We start from the raw sequence: 13,976 nt of genomic DNA, 5'->3' as shown, positions 1-13,976 counted from the left end.
CGATTGAAATGGTTCATTATGTGAGTCGGCACCCGAAAGTGCTCAGGGACAGAAGTCAGCGTAGTGACCTGCAACACTCGACGGCGTTACCGAATCCAACTGTGAAGCGTTTCACTGGTTGGTGATGGCATAATTCTCGAGCACGGGGATATGGGGAGGTAGGGCAGGCCGATGGCAGCAAGCATGCGCGAGGTCGCAGCACTCGCCGGTGTATCGATGGGCACGATCAGCAACGTCCTCAATCGGCCCGACATGGTCTCCGAAGCTACCCGCGAACGCGTCGTGGCCGCCATCGCTCAACTTGGCTTCGTTCGCAACGACGCCGCACGCCAGCTACGCGCAGGCCAGTCGCGCATGCTCGCCGTTGTAGTGCTCGACGCCCGAAATCCCTTCTTCCTCGACGTCGCCGCAGGCGCGGAATCCGTCGCAGACAGCAACGACCTGCTGATGGTCCTCGTCGGCAGCGCCGAGTCGGAAGAGCGCGAGAACCGGCAATTGGGACTACTGATGGAACAGCGCGTTCAGGGCATCCTGCTCAGCCCTGTCGGTGAGAACATCCCGATGCTCGAGAAACTGGACCGTCAGGGCACACCCGTCGTCTTACTCGATCGTGGATCCCGCACGCCGGGGCGTTCATCGGTAGCAGTCGACGACGTACACGGTGGACGCCTCGCCGCCCGGCATCTGATGGACCTCGGCCATCGCAGTCTCGTCTACGTCGGCGGCCCGGAAAGCATCAGGCAGGTTCGTGATCGACGGTCTGGCGCACTCTCGGCGGTCGCAGAATCCGCAGGCACCCGCATGTCCACCATCTGGGCGCCATCCCTGACCATCGAGGCAGGCGCGAAGGCCGCCAGCGAGATTCTCGACATGAGCGACGAGCCTCCCACCGGTGCGGTCTGCGCCAACGACCTCCTCGCGCTCGGCGTACTGCAGGAATATGTCCAGCGGGGCCTGCGCGTGCCCGACGACCTGGCGATCGTCGGCTACGACGACATCGACTACGCCGCGGGCGCAGCGGTGCCGCTGACCTCGATCGCGCAGCCACGCAAAGAACTCGGCCACGCTGCCGCGGAACTGCTTATGGAACAGGTCAATTCGCCTGCAGAGTACGAATTTCGGCAGCTCACGTTCACCCCAACACTGGTAGTCAGGGGATCGACGGATCACCGTTGGCGAGGGCCCGGAACCTAGGAACCGCGCGGCACGTGTGAATCCGCACGCCCCGGGTATCCGGAGTCGGTAACGACGAAGGGATGCATCCATGCCCGATAGAGAGAACACACCAGGGCCTGATAAAGAGAACACGACAGGTCCGCGTTGGATCAAAACTGCGGAAAACCGCAGCGGGGTCGTGTTGATGATGGCGGGAATTGTCGCGGCAGCTTTGTTCATCACCGCTTTGGCAGGCGGATTCGAGGGCTGGGTATGGATCGCGGCCGGCGCCACCGTCGTTCTCGTAGTCGGCGGCTTTCTATCGCTGCGAGCGGGCGCACGGCGAGCCGTCGAACAGCGGCCGATCGTCTACCATCCCGACTCCCCCGACGTCGCAATCGACATCGATCCCGACACCGGAAAACGGTCCCCCCACCGCGACTGAATGAGATGGTCGACGAATGCCTCTCGATCCCGACGCGCTCTTGGACGCTGCACTGACGCAGGCCCGACTCGGCAACCAAGAGGGCGGCGTACCCATCGGCGCCGCGTTGTTCTCCGCCGACGGGACCCTGCTCGGCGCCGGACGGAATCGTCGAATTCAGGACGATGACCCATCGGTGCACGGCGAGACCGACGCGTTCCGCAATGCAGGTCGACAGCTCGACTACCGTTCGACGACAATGGCGACGACGCTGTCACCCTGCTGGTACTGCAGCGGATTGGTGCGTCAGTTCCGCATCGGGTCGTTGATCGTCGGCGAGAACGTCACGTTCGACGGCGGCGGCCACGAATGGCTCCGCGAGCACGGTGTCGAGGTGATCGTTCTCCGCAACCAGGAATGCATCGATCTGATGACCGAGTTCATCGCGCGGGAACCAGCCGTGTGGAACGAGGACATCGGGGTCAGTAGTTGACGGACGACTTCATCCGCACGTTTCCGAGCACCCGTCCCGAGATCAAGACGCCGATCCGACGTGTCACTGCCCTGGTGCTGATCGAGCGTCGAAACGGCTACTCCCACAACCTGTTGTGCAGTCTTCATGCGGCCGACAGCAGCATCCTCGGTGCAGGCCGCCTCGGATCTACTGTGGACCGGATTGACGTCGTAACGTTGCCGCGACCCGGGCGACGTGCGCCCGCACTCCGGCCACGATGTCGACCTGGCCATCGCTGATCACCCATTGAAGTTGCAACCCGTCGCTGATCGCGAGGCACTCGCGGGCGATCGCCTCGTAGTCTGCCTCCGGATCCATGCCGTCGTGGTCTACACCTGCTCGAAGCCGCGCGCCCAGCGACGCCACGGCCGTGCGATACCTGGTCGCATAGACCTCGTGCGCCGGACTCGACGGATCGGCAGCTTCGGCGCTGACCAGAACTACCAGCTGAATGAGTCCCGGCTCTGCCAGGTACCGCCGCGTGGCATCGACCATGAAGTCGAGAGTCGCAAGCCCTACCGCATCGGCGGGCAACGAGTCCCACCACTGGGCTGAGGCTTCGAATCGATGCTGCGCCACGGCCAGCAGCAGGTGCCGCTTGTTCGGAAAGTGATGCAGTAGACCACCTTCACTGATGCCGACATCCGAGGCGATGGTCGTCATAGCTGTCTTGTGATACCCATCGGCAGCGAATCGGTCGGACGCGGCGTCGACGATCCGCTGTTTCCTCTCGGCCCCAACCGAATATGTACCCCTGATCGCCATGCCGCCAACTTACTGGATCGGGTTTTCACGAATAAACAAAGGATCCTCTTTTTTCATGTACGGTGACAATCATGGACATCCTCGACGTCGAGTACGCACCCGACCTCTACCTCGACGTAGTCGCGCCGCCGGACGCATCTGAACCGCTGCCCGCAATCGTTTGGCTCCATGGCGGCGGGTGGCGTCTGCAGGACCGAAAGGCTCGCCCCGATTTCGCCCGCCACTTCGCCGAGCGTGGTTTCGTCATGGTCTCCATCGACTACCGCCTGACTCCCGATACGATCTTCCCCGGCCAACTTCACGACGTGCGAAAAGCACTGCGCTGGATCAGGAGCCATGCCGAGGAGTACGGAATCGACCCCAGCCGCATCGGCCTCTGGGGGTCCTCGGCAGGCGGCCATCTGGCGGCCCTCGCCGGAGCGCACTCCTCGCGCATGCAGTTGCCGGGCGAGGAACCGAGCGAGATCAGCGCCGCCGTCCAGGTGGTCGCCGAGGGCTACGGGCCGGTGTTCTTCGACGACCAGCGAGACGACTCACCGGAGGCATTCCTGCTCGGTGGACCGATCCGCGACAACCCCGAACTGGCACGGGCTGCCAATCCCGCCAAGCAGGTAAGGCCCGGCATGCCGCCGTTCCTGATACTGCACGGCACCGCAGACACGATGGTCCCCCACACGAACAGCATCGCCCTGTTCGACGCGTTGGCGGCAGCGGGCAACGAGGCCACCCTCTATCTCGTCGGCGGCTTCGGGCACGGCTTCCTCAACCCTGGGGACGTTCTCGAACTCGGTCCAGGGGTGTTCCTCGACCAGGGCCGATTGGAAGCGAACCCCGACTCTCCCGCCGAAATCCATTCCACCACAACCACAACAAGACACGGCACGGTCTCGATGGGCACCATCGCAGATTTCTTCACCGTTCACCTCGGACAAGGAAGTCCCTCATGAGCACGTTCGACATCCCGACCATCGACATCACGCACACACTCGCGCCCGAGGTCGACCAATTGCCAGGACGATGCGCCCCGTACTACCTGGCGTCCGGTGAGGGTCTGCGGTACGACTTGGACGACCAGCTCGTCACGGTCATAGCGCGACCCGAGGATACCGGCGGTCAGTTCGGTGCAGCCTTCGTCTACGGCGGAAAAGGCGCTTCTGCACCGTTTCTCGCGCACGATCGTGAGCACACGTTCCTTTACGTGTTCGAGGGCCAAATTCAGCTGTGGCTGCCCGGTGAGACGCAGATTCTGGTTCAGGGTGACTCCGTCGCCGTTCCGCCTGGCATCCCGTACGCCTACCGAATGTTGGCCCACACGAACCGTTTCCTCAGCTGGACCACAGCCGGTGACGGTCATGCGCTTGCAGCGGCGTCGGGTTCGCAGACTCAGTCCCACGTTTTCGGCGGACAGGGTTCGCCGACGAGAGATTCCGAGCTTGCCGAGCAGTTCGGCGTCCGTTTCCTCGATGTGGAAAAGATGGATCTCGACAACGTGGATCGGCCCCCGCTGACCGGCGTTGGACTACCCAGCGGCGTCAGCCCGTTCGTGTTGAAGGCAGGCGAGGGCGATCGGTTGAAGAGCCTCGGCCAGCTCAACACCTATCTCACGCGATCGCGGAACACCGAGTCCACCTACTTCGCGATGCACTCCCGGGGCGCGAAGAGCCAGTACATTCCGAGGCACTTCCACCGCAAGCACACCGAGAACTTCTTCTGCGTCGAAGGCCGGATTCTGTTGCACGCGAACGGTCAGCAGATTCTGCTGACGAAGGGCGATTTCCTGCATGCGCCCGCCGGAACCATTCACAGCTTCGCCTTCGAAAGCAATACCACTCAGATGCTTGGGCTCCTGACCACCGGAATCTTCGAGAAGTTCTTCGAGTACATGAACACCCCCACCGACGACCACATCCACGACGAGGGCGGCGACATGACGTTCCCGGGCGAAGGATTCGGCCGAGCACGCGCCGAACTGGACCTGGAGGTGGTCGGACCGCCTCCGGAGAGGGAGTGAACCGGCTGCTCCACACCGGACATCACTGCACCGGAACAAGAATCCGCCACGCGCCCACTGCAAGAGAGCCAAGCGTAACCAGCAGGAACAGACCCACCCAGACGATTCCTGGCAGGAACGTCAGCCTGGCCAACTGATCGGCATCGGAGTCCCGCGCCCGTCCGCCGCTGCGAGATCGCTGCAGTTCGAGTACGGGCCGCGGGCCCGCGATCAGCAAGAAGAACGTGATGAAATAGGCGGCTGCCACCTGCTGTTCGCCGGTACCCCACCAGGACACTGCGAACAGCAGAGCACCGACGAGAACAAGCGACAGCAATCCGTAGAGGTTGCGAATCATCAGCATCATCAAGGCGATCGAGATCACCCCGATCCACAGCACCGCAATGGCGTGCTGGGTACCGAGCACAAACGCATACGTCAGACCGAGCAGCGAGGGGCCGACATAGCCGGCGAACGTCATGACGATGACGCCGAGACCCGTCGGCTTGCCCTTCGAGATCGCGACACCGGACGTGTCGTGGTGCAACCGAAGACCCATCAGCTGTCGACCCGTGATCAGCGCGAAGAACAGATGCGATCCCTCGTGCGCGATCGTCACGACGTTGCGAGCGATCCGCCAGGTCTGCGGAATCAGCACTATCGCCAACGCGATCAGTGCTGTCAGTTGGACGATCCACACCGGAGGATCAGGACTCACCGCGGATATGCGGTCCCAGAATTCAGACACGACTGAGTATGGCGCCTTCGGCGCATGTGAGCGAAAATACGTCCTCCACGACGTATTTCCACGCACGTGCGCCGGAGGCGCTTACGACGCCCTACGCTCGGCTTTCGCTGCCTCACGCGCCAGCGAGCGATCGCGCATCTCTTCGAACTTGGTCGCCTGCTTCTCGAGATCCTCGAGGAACACTGCCAACTCTTCGCGCTTGTTCTCGCCCTGAGCGGTGAAGTCCTCGCGCTCGAAGACCCTCCACTTGCGCAGAACGGGCCAGACGACCTCCTCGAGGTGCTGGCGCAGATCGTAGATTCCGTGCTTGGCCATCAGCACACCATTGCGACGGAAGTTGGGCATCCCGGCACCGGGCATCTGGAAGTTCATCACGATGTCCGCGACGGCATTGATCGTCTGGTCGGGCGAGAGGTCCATTGCCGCGCCACAGATGTTGCGATAGAAGATCATGTGCAGGTTCTCATCCGCTGCGATGCGCTGAAGCATGCGGTCGGCGATCGGGTCCTCGCACACCTTGCCGGTGTTGCGGTGCGACACACGCGTCGCGAGCTCCTGGAACGTCACATACGACACCGAATGCAGCAGACCCGTGTGCGAACCCGCGGGAGACGCGAACCCGTTGGTCATGTGAATCATGCGTGCCTGCTCCAGCGCGACAGGATCCACCCCCCGGGTAACGACGAGGTAGTCCCGCATCACGATGCCGTGGCGATTTTCCTCGGCGGTCCACCGGCCGACCCAGGTTCCCCAGGCACCGTCCTGCGAGAAATTTTCGGCAATCTCGCGGTGGTAAGAGGGCAGGTTGTCCTCGGTGAGCAGGTTGGTGACCATGGCCGCCTGCGCGACCTCGTTCAGCTTGCTCTGCCCGGGGTCGTAGTCTTTTCCGCCGAGCTCGGCGAAGTTACGTCCTTCGTCCCACGGCACATAATCGTGCGGGTGCCATTCCTTCGCCATGGACATGTGCCTGTTCACGTTGTCCTCGGCGACCGGAACGAGCTCGTGCAACAGCTCCAGTTGGGTGAGTTCCCGTGCCATGGGCGTGCCTCCTCGTGTCGATTACGTACGACAGCGTAGGTGCGCTCTCCTGATCCGATAGCCGGTGAGCCGAGATTCTGTTAGAAGTAGCAATCCGGGCCGGACCGACTTGTCCCTGTTCACAGGTGTTCGGCGGACCCGATCTGTGCAACGGAGTGGTCCCAGTCCGCCAGCAATGTGAGCAGGCCGGACACCAGCGGAAGCGGCTGATCGAGCATGATGTGATGCCCCGCGAGCGGAATCTCGACGACGGGCGCCGTTCTACCGAACAGTGCGTACATCTCGGCAGCGACATCGGTCGTGACCAGGCCTCGCTCGGCACGAAACAGCGCTGCACGGCACCGAACGGACTGGAGTAACTCCGGCGTGGGACGCGCACTGCCGAAGATCCGCGGATCGAACTTCCACGACCAGCCGCCGTCGACCTCGCGCAGTGACCGTCGAGCAACGTGGTCCATGACGAACGGCAGCGAGTCGGCTTGATCGGGAACCGTGCGGAAATGGGAGATCGCGTCGATCAGCGTCGGGTAGACCTTCAGCGGCCCGAACGCCCGCTTGTCGCGTGCCGCTGCCTGTTCCGGGGACAACGAACGCAACGGCGTGTCGAGGACGGCCACGCCTGCCACGCGCGCATCGTCCGTCGCCGCCGCCATGGACACCCAGCCGCCCATACTGTGACCGATCAGCACCGGCGGCCTGACGAACTCCGACGCCTCGACAACGGCGAGAACCTCTGCTGACCAGAATTCGAATCCGTATCCCTCGCGGCTCCCCGAATCACCGTGCCCGCTGAGGTCGAGCGCCACGACGCGATGCCTGCGCGCGAGGAACGGCGCGATGTGGTCCCACCAGCCGGCGTGCGCCGCCCCGCCGTGTACCAACACCACGCCGGGCAGTTCCGGCTCGCCCCAGGATTTCAGGTGGATCGACGTCCCGAGCACTTCGATATCCCGTTCGACGGGGACCCAGGATACGGAATCGGAAAACCACTGCGGCGCAGCCATATTCGGCTAAACCTTCGGTGCAGCGACCAAGGGGACCACGGCTTCGCTGGTATAGGCGAGGAAGGTCAACGACTCCTGGAAGTACAGCTCGACCGTCGTGGCGTCGTGTGAGAGGTAGCCGATGGACAGGTCCTGACCGAGGTGTAGTTCATAGTCACCGCCGCGCGTCGTCAGCAGAAATGCACCGTCGATCGCAGGGGCCCAGATGATCTCACCGTCGAGAAGCCGTCTCAGGTGCTCGCGAATGGGGTAGCCGTGGTCCGAGGTTTCGTTGATCGCGGTGAAGGCATCGGCACTGAGCAGCAACGAATACGGTCCGTTGACACCTGCAAGCCGCAGCGCCGTTATCGCCTGGCTGATGACCTCCGGGTACTCCCGTGGGTCGGCGGGAAGCTTCAACTCGGGGTTCGATGCACTCTCGCGCAAACCGGTGATCCCGGCTGCCGAATAGCCTTCGAACACCGCACGGTCCTCGGCGAACGCAATCTGGGTGGCCGCGTCCTTGACGGGCTGCCAATCGGAATCGCTTGCACCACGGTCGACGTCGTCGATGGCACTGCGGCTGACGGTGAACGGAACCCGCAACTCCACCACCGGCTGAGACACCCGCGCATGGGCGATGACGCCGTCGGCGATCGGCGTAATCAGGCTCTGGTGGCCGGTACCGACCGCAGCAAGGGTGAGTCCGGACGGCCCCTTGACGTCGACGACGCGGCGGCCGGCCACGTTGCGCTTGAACGTTCGAGTCGCCTCTTCCTCGATCTCGGCCCAAGCCGCTGCCGAAATCGGCGCGAGTTCGCGATGCAGATTACTCATTGGACCGATACTCCCTTATTGAACGAACTTCGAAGACTTCCGATTCCGAGCGAACCGTCCGCGATATCGACGGCGACTTCGGAGGCTGACAACACGGGCCGAGTGGGTTGATCCTCGAGGAAATCGAGCGTAGGAACGAAGAACAACGTCCCCGTCACAGCGGTAGAGAAGTCCAGGATCCGATCGTGGTTGCCCTCGGGCTTACCGAGGAACATGTTGCGCAGCATCTCCTCGGTCACCGCCGGCGTCGCCGAGTAACCGATGAAATACGTACCGAACTCCTTGGCACCGACATGCCCGAAAGGCATGTTGTTGCGCAGGATCTGAAGCTGCTCGCCGTTCTCGTCCTCGATGACATTGAGCGCAACGTGCGAGTTCGACGGCTTCACATCATCGCCGAACTCGATATCGGACAGCTTGGTGCGGCCGATGACATCTTCTTGGGCCTCGGTGGTCAGAGAATTCCAGGAATCCATGTCATGCAGATACTTTTGCACGATGACATAGCTTCCACCCGCGAAATCCGGATCCGATTCCGTTACGGTCACCGCCGCCTCGGCGTCGTCACCCGCAGGATTCTCGGTGCCGTCGACGAACCCCATCAGGTCGCGCATCTCGAAGTACTTGAACCCCTGAACCTCGTCGACGACGGTGACCGCGCCCGCGAGCTTGATCATCAGCTGCGTCGCCATCTCGAAACACAGATCCATCTGCTGAGCGCGAAGGTGGAACAACAGATCTCCCGCCGTCGCAGGCGCTGCGTGTCTCGCTCCGACCAGCGGAACGAACGGGTGCAGTTCCGCGGGCCTCGGCCCGTCGTACAGCCTGTCCCACGCGTCGGATCCGATACCGACGACACATGTCAACTTGCCGTCGGGCACGCGGAAGCCGACAGAGCGTTGCAGACCGGCGATGTCGCCGATGACATCACGGACGACGTCTTCGCCGCCCTCGTCGACTGTCACCACGAGGAATATCGCCGCGGTGGTCAGCGGCGAAAGCACGGGTTGAGGTGTCACGGGAAACAGTTTTGCACAACTGATTCCCGGGAGCATTGCAGGTCTCGCCGCCCGTGCCCTACTCCGGCTTCCCGAGCACCAGGGGGACAACGCGGCCCGAGGAACCGCGCTCCGAGCCGAGCCCCTGTGGGTCCGCGACGCTGGCGAGCCCGATGTCGAGCTCGCTCGTCCATTCACGTGCGACCTGGGCGTCGAGGGCGCCGAGCCGTGCAGTCAGCGGCGGATGCTGATCCGGCGGGCAGGCGTCGATCAACGTCAGAAACAGCGACCGCAATCGACGTTGCACCTGCGTGCTGCCCGTACTGAAGTGGCGGATCTCGTCAGTCGCGATAGTGACGTAATCGGTCCACGTTCGACGAGTTCCACGCAGCCGCGTCAATGTTGAACTGGCGGAGCCGGCGGACCTGGCGGAACTGCCCGAATCTGCTGTTTCGAGCCGCACCCGCGGCGCGATCGTCATCAGCAGATCCTCGACATGGTCGATGGCCTGCACGGCGCGGCCAGGGTCGTTGATGGCAGGAGAGAGTGCTTTGAGTGCGATGTCGACGATCGCCTGTATGGCAGCGACAGGACTGACCGCCGGGCTGTGCGTATCGCCGAAGACCAGAGCGGCAATCAGCTGATGCGCACGGACCCGAAGCTGCGGGCCGTCCACCTGGAACAACACCGCGTGTTGAGCGACGAACTCCCCGATGGTCGGCATCACCTCTACCGTGACACCCCATTTGGTGGCCAGCCGCTGTATCCGGGCGGCATCGACCGCGAGGAGTATTCGCCCGTCGGGCGAGAGTTGCGTCAGACGAACGGTCATGGCAGAGCCGAGCGGGTCGGGCGCCAGGAGCTTCTGCGTCGCCGGAACCGGTGTAGGAAGCAATTCCTCGACCTCGGCATCCGGATCGAATCCGGGATAGAGCCGCACGATCGACGTTCGACCTTGCGCGGCGATCCAGCGCAGCAACCGGGATGAATTGAGCACCATTCCCACTCTGGCAACGAGGGCGATGAACAGAAATGCGCTGATGAAGGCCAGCAGCACAGCGATCCACGTTGCCAGCACAGGCGAGGTGTTCTCGCCGGCGAGTGCCAGATCGGAGGCGATGATGACGGCGAAGACGAACGTGGACAGGAACATTCCGATGGACCACCGCATGATGGCTTCCTGCTGCAGCATCGGCACCACCCGGACCGAGATCTGCGAAGCCCCGAACTGCATGGCGAGCGTGATGGCGGTGAACACCAAACCGGTCAGGGTGATCATTCCGCCGGCGATGACCGCAAGGAGGGTTGCCGTCGCACTCACGTCTATGTCGGCTTCGACGGTAACCCCGTCCGACGCCTCCAGCGCACCTTCGACTTCGACCAGAACGAAGGCGAACACGATCGAACAGGTCACCAGGAAGGCAGGCAGTCGCCAGACCGGAGCATGACGCAATCGTCGGCGAGTGCGGTTCCAGCGGATTGCCGAGAGCAGCCGGTTGGGCAGCTTCGCATGCGACGGGGCGAAGGCCGGCTCGTCTACATCGGTGACGACCGGGACGGGAATCGGGACACCGAATCGCCCCGAGAGAGCCTCCTGGACAACGATCTTCGCGCGCACTGCCGGTTCCCGGAAGCGCTTCTCCCTGGTGAAGGCCCTGGCCTGCTTGGCAGGCTTGTCCGCATACCGCCACCGGGCCCACGGCGACCTCGGGCGCCCCAGGCGACTGGCACCGATGATGAGCAGCGGAACGAAGAACAATCCGATCAGTCCGGTCCACAATTTGCCTTTGAGCAGAGTGACCGCCGCCAACAACAGCTGGAGGGCGAGACCTCCCAGCACCAGAGCAAGGGTGCCCAACGAACGGTCCTGCTGGTAGGCGTCGAAGTCGCCGGCGAAGCCGATCGGGTGGATGCCGAGCAGATACAGCCCGGTGATCGCGACGGCGACGAATACTGCATCGATCGAAGACCGGCCCTCCTCGGCCCAGTACACGTCACGCAGATGCAGGATGAGCGCGAACTCGTCGAGCATCAGAGCACTGCCGATACCGAAGACACTCGCCAGAAGGCAGTTGGCGACCGGGGTCTCGTAATTGGCGATGGCGACGAGCGCGAAGCCGGAGATGAGGACCATCACCAGGCCGAACATGACGTGATGGATGTGCATTCCGCCAGGGGTGACGTTGCCTGGCCACCAGGACACTTCGGCACGAATCATCCGGACACTGAATCGGATGAACAGAAAGGCCAACACGAACGAGACGAGCAAGAAGAACAAGGGCAGACGCCCGTTGTCGACGACGGTCTCGGTGAACCACCTGCCCATTTCGGCCTCCTCGCGGCAACGAGCCAGGTCAGCCTATCGCCGCGGGACGAGCGAGCGCGTCAGAACACCCAACCGCGCAGTGCGAGAAATCGGAAGACGCCTGTCGCTGCACTGACAGCAATGACGGCGATGACCTGGAGCAGAGCGGAGGATCCGGGGAAAAGAACGTGTACCGCAGCGAGTGCCGCCGTACCCAGTGCGAGTCCGACGAGCGCGAGGCCGCCCGCTTCCCACTGAGTTTGAAACCAGCCGACACGCTCGGCAGCGTGGAAGGTGTGACGGCGGTGCAATTCGTTCGCTAGGACAGTACTGCCCAGAATGCCGATGATGTTGGCGGTGAACGAGCCGACTGCGGTGAGAGCTACGAACAGTGCGGCGTAGAGGACGTTGCTCGACACGCCGACAATGACGAATCGCACGAACTGAGCAGTGGCGGACTCGCCCAGGAATCGCGCCTTCATACGAGGACGACAGGTGTCTCGTCTCGTACGCGTCTCTAACGAGTTGCTCATGACTTCTCCAGTTGCCTGCACGAACGGAACCATCCGTGACATCCATACAACCTGAGAAACACCTGAAACTATGCCCAACTATGACGCATGTCTCTAAGAAGTCTCGTTCTTCTCGGCCTTCTTGCGTGAGCGACGACCGAGGTCGAAGTTCAACGCATCAGGCTTGATCGACGCGAGAAACAGCATTCCGCAACCGACAACAACCAAAACGATGGTCAGAACCACCACGACGATTCCGATGAACGCGCCGATACTTTCCATAATTGCCTACCTCCCGTGTCGGCCCTAACCGTACTGGGCGCTCGAACCGACAGACGAATCCACCCCGAATCGAACATTCGGCGGCAGTGCGAGTTGTAGCGTCCAGTCGATGACACCTCGATTCGACGGAAAATCCCAGCGGTTCGAAGGCAAGGTCGCATTCATCACCGGAGCCGCTCGCGGCCAGGGTCGAGCCGAGGCCGTCAGGCTTGCAGCCGAAGGCGCCGACATCATCGCCGTCGACATCTGCGACGAGTTCGATTCAACCTCCTACGACGGCGCCAGCTCGGGAGACCTCGCCGAGACCGTAGCGGCAGTCGAGGCGCTGGACAGGCGGATCATTGCGTCAGAGACCGATATCCGAGATTTCGGGGCGCTGTCCGCCGCACTGAATGCAGGAGTGGCCGCGCTCGGCCGTCTCGATGTCGTCATCGCCAACGCCGGAATCTGTTCGGCCGCGATGTCATGGGAGATCACCCCGGAGCAGTGGAAAGAGACACTCGACGTCAACCTCACCGGAACGTTCTTCACGGCGAAGGCTGCCATACCGATACTGCTCGATCAGGGATCGGGTGGATCGATCGTCATGACGAGTTCGGTTGCAGGGCTGCGCGGACTACCGTTTCTCGCGCACTACGCGGCGTCCAAGCACGGCATCGTCGGACTGTGCCGAACGATGGCAAACGAACTCGGTCAATACGGCATCCGCGTCAACACCATTCATCCGCACGGAGTCGCGACAGGGATGCAGCCGAACGACATGATGGCGCTTCTCGGCGAACACGGAGCGACGCTCGGCCCGATCTTCATGGGTTCGCTACCCGACCCGATCAGCGAACCCGAGGACATTGCCGCAGCGGTGGCCTGGCTGGCCTCCGACGAAGCCCGGCACGTGACGGGCATCCAGTTGCCGCTGGACCTGGGAACCTTGACGCGCTGACCGGCAATTACTTCTGCAAATCCGCGGCCCGCATGATCGCCCGACGGATACGGAAGTACGTGCCACAGCGGCATACGTTCTCGATCCGGTCGATGTCCTCATCGGTGGGATTCGGTGTTCGACGCAGCAACGCCACAGCAGCCATGATCTGACCCGGCTGGCAGTAGCCGCACTGGGCGACGTCTTCCTCCAGCCACGCCCGCTGCACAGGATGCAAGGCGTCGATGTCCTCGTCGCCCATCGTCGCCGCGAGGCCTTCGATAGTGGTGACCTCACGGCCGTCGACGTCGGACACCGGAGTGATGCACGGCAGCATTTCCTCCCCGTCGAGGTGACTGGTGCAGGCATGACAGACACCGATGCCACAGCCATACTTCGGCCCACGTACCCCCAGCTTGTCGCGCAGCACCCACAGCAAGGACAAATCGTCGGGAGCATCGACCGAGACCTGTCTCCCGTTGACGACGAACTCATGCATGTCGATG

16 protein-coding genes and 1 pseudogene are annotated in these 13,976 nt (G+C 62.8%); 6 read left to right on the top strand and 11 right to left on the bottom strand.

Annotated elements, in window-relative coordinates; all coding sequences use genetic code 11:
- Positions 1 to 171 precede the first annotated feature (171 nt).
- From QMK17_RS15050 to QMK17_RS15040, 3 genes are all read left to right on the top strand, one after another.
- A complete protein-coding gene (locus QMK17_RS15050) occupies positions 172 to 1,194 on the top strand; it encodes a LacI family DNA-binding transcriptional regulator (protein WP_283510075.1) in 1,023 nt (340 codons plus the stop codon).
- A gap of 70 nt (positions 1,195 to 1,264) precedes the next feature.
- Positions 1,265 to 1,600 (top strand): hypothetical protein, encoded by a 336-nt coding sequence (locus QMK17_RS15045; RefSeq protein ID WP_283510074.1) that lies wholly within the window; start codon positions 1,265 to 1,267, stop codon positions 1,598 to 1,600.
- Between the two features lie 16 nt (positions 1,601 to 1,616).
- Entirely contained in the window at positions 1,617 to 2,072 is a 456-nt protein-coding gene (locus tag QMK17_RS15040; protein WP_283510073.1) for a nucleoside deaminase, read from the top strand.
- Here the strand turns inward: QMK17_RS15040 and QMK17_RS26390 are convergent.
- Both QMK17_RS26390 and QMK17_RS15035 read right to left on the bottom strand, forming a co-directional pair.
- Positions 2,062 to 2,224: pseudogene (locus tag QMK17_RS26390) on the bottom strand (SDR family NAD(P)-dependent oxidoreductase); the annotation flags it as partial. The gene QMK17_RS15040 and the pseudogene QMK17_RS26390 sit on opposite strands and share 11 nt — an antisense overlap.
- A gap of 16 nt (positions 2,225 to 2,240) precedes the next feature.
- On the bottom strand, positions 2,241 to 2,858 hold the full coding sequence (locus QMK17_RS15035; RefSeq protein WP_283510072.1) for a TetR/AcrR family transcriptional regulator: 618 nt from the start codon (positions 2,856 to 2,858) through the stop codon (positions 2,241 to 2,243).
- Positions 2,859 to 2,929: 71 nt separating this feature from the next.
- Between QMK17_RS15035 and QMK17_RS15030 the strand changes: the two genes are divergently transcribed.
- Positions 2,930 to 3,805, top strand: coding sequence for an alpha/beta hydrolase (locus QMK17_RS15030; protein WP_283510071.1), 876 nt, complete (start codon positions 2,930 to 2,932; stop codon positions 3,803 to 3,805).
- On the top strand, positions 3,802 to 4,869 hold the full coding sequence (locus QMK17_RS15025; RefSeq protein WP_283510070.1) for a quercetin 2,3-dioxygenase: 1,068 nt from the start codon (positions 3,802 to 3,804) through the stop codon (positions 4,867 to 4,869). The genes QMK17_RS15030 and QMK17_RS15025 overlap by 4 nt, the downstream gene beginning before the upstream one ends.
- A 22-nt stretch (positions 4,870 to 4,891) precedes the next feature.
- Here QMK17_RS15025 and QMK17_RS15020 read toward each other — a convergent pair whose 3' ends face one another.
- The 8 genes from QMK17_RS15020 to QMK17_RS14985 all read right to left on the bottom strand — a co-directional run bounded on the left by QMK17_RS15020 (position 4,892) and on the right by QMK17_RS14985 (position 12,551).
- Positions 4,892 to 5,596 (bottom strand): M50 family metallopeptidase, encoded by a 705-nt coding sequence (locus QMK17_RS15020; RefSeq protein ID WP_283510069.1) that lies wholly within the window; start codon positions 5,594 to 5,596, stop codon positions 4,892 to 4,894.
- 81 nt (positions 5,597 to 5,677) lie between these two features.
- On the bottom strand, positions 5,678 to 6,634 hold the full coding sequence (locus QMK17_RS15015) for an acyl-ACP desaturase (protein WP_283510068.1): 957 nt from the start codon (positions 6,632 to 6,634) through the stop codon (positions 5,678 to 5,680).
- A 119-nt stretch (positions 6,635 to 6,753) separates the two neighbouring features.
- Entirely contained in the window at positions 6,754 to 7,638 is an 885-nt protein-coding gene (locus tag QMK17_RS15010; protein ID WP_283510067.1) for an alpha/beta fold hydrolase, read from the bottom strand.
- A gap of 6 nt (positions 7,639 to 7,644) precedes the next feature.
- Positions 7,645 to 8,454 carry a family 1 encapsulin nanocompartment shell protein gene (locus QMK17_RS15005; RefSeq protein WP_283510066.1) on the bottom strand — a complete coding sequence of 270 codons (810 nt, stop codon included), beginning with the start codon at positions 8,452 to 8,454 and terminating at the stop codon, positions 7,645 to 7,647.
- Entirely contained in the window at positions 8,451 to 9,509 is a 1,059-nt protein-coding gene (locus QMK17_RS15000) for a Dyp-type peroxidase (RefSeq protein ID WP_283510065.1), read from the bottom strand. Before QMK17_RS15000 ends, QMK17_RS15005 begins: the two co-directional genes overlap by 4 nt.
- A 22-nt stretch (positions 9,510 to 9,531) precedes the next feature.
- On the bottom strand, positions 9,532 to 11,778 hold the full coding sequence (locus QMK17_RS14995) for a DUF2254 domain-containing protein (RefSeq protein WP_283510064.1): 2,247 nt from the start codon (positions 11,776 to 11,778) through the stop codon (positions 9,532 to 9,534).
- A gap of 59 nt (positions 11,779 to 11,837) precedes the next feature.
- Entirely contained in the window at positions 11,838 to 12,239 is a 402-nt protein-coding gene (locus QMK17_RS14990; protein ID WP_283510063.1) for a GtrA family protein, read from the bottom strand.
- Positions 12,240 to 12,383: 144 nt separating this feature from the next.
- Positions 12,384 to 12,551: a hypothetical protein gene (locus QMK17_RS14985; protein ID WP_283510061.1), complete on the bottom strand. Its 168-nt coding sequence runs from the start codon at positions 12,549 to 12,551 to the stop codon at positions 12,384 to 12,386.
- Positions 12,552 to 12,660: 109 nt separating this feature from the next.
- On the opposite strand from QMK17_RS14985, the gene QMK17_RS14980 reads away from it, so the two are divergent.
- Positions 12,661 to 13,491: a mycofactocin-coupled SDR family oxidoreductase gene (locus tag QMK17_RS14980; RefSeq protein WP_283510060.1), complete on the top strand. Its 831-nt coding sequence runs from the start codon at positions 12,661 to 12,663 to the stop codon at positions 13,489 to 13,491.
- Positions 13,492 to 13,498: 7 nt separating this feature from the next.
- Here the strand turns inward: QMK17_RS14980 and QMK17_RS14975 are convergent, their stop codons facing one another.
- Positions 13,499 to 13,969, bottom strand: coding sequence for a (2Fe-2S)-binding protein (locus QMK17_RS14975; protein WP_283510059.1), 471 nt, complete (start codon positions 13,967 to 13,969; stop codon positions 13,499 to 13,501).
- Between the last annotated feature and the right edge of the window lie 7 nt (positions 13,970 to 13,976).

Source organism: Rhodococcus sp. G-MC3, assembly GCF_030063335.1.
In the GTDB taxonomy this organism is placed as follows: Bacteria; Actinomycetota; Actinomycetes; order Mycobacteriales; family Mycobacteriaceae; genus Rhodococcoides.
The sequence above is the reverse complement of the archived record's forward strand: the minus strand, read 5'-3'. Positions and strand labels throughout refer to the sequence as shown.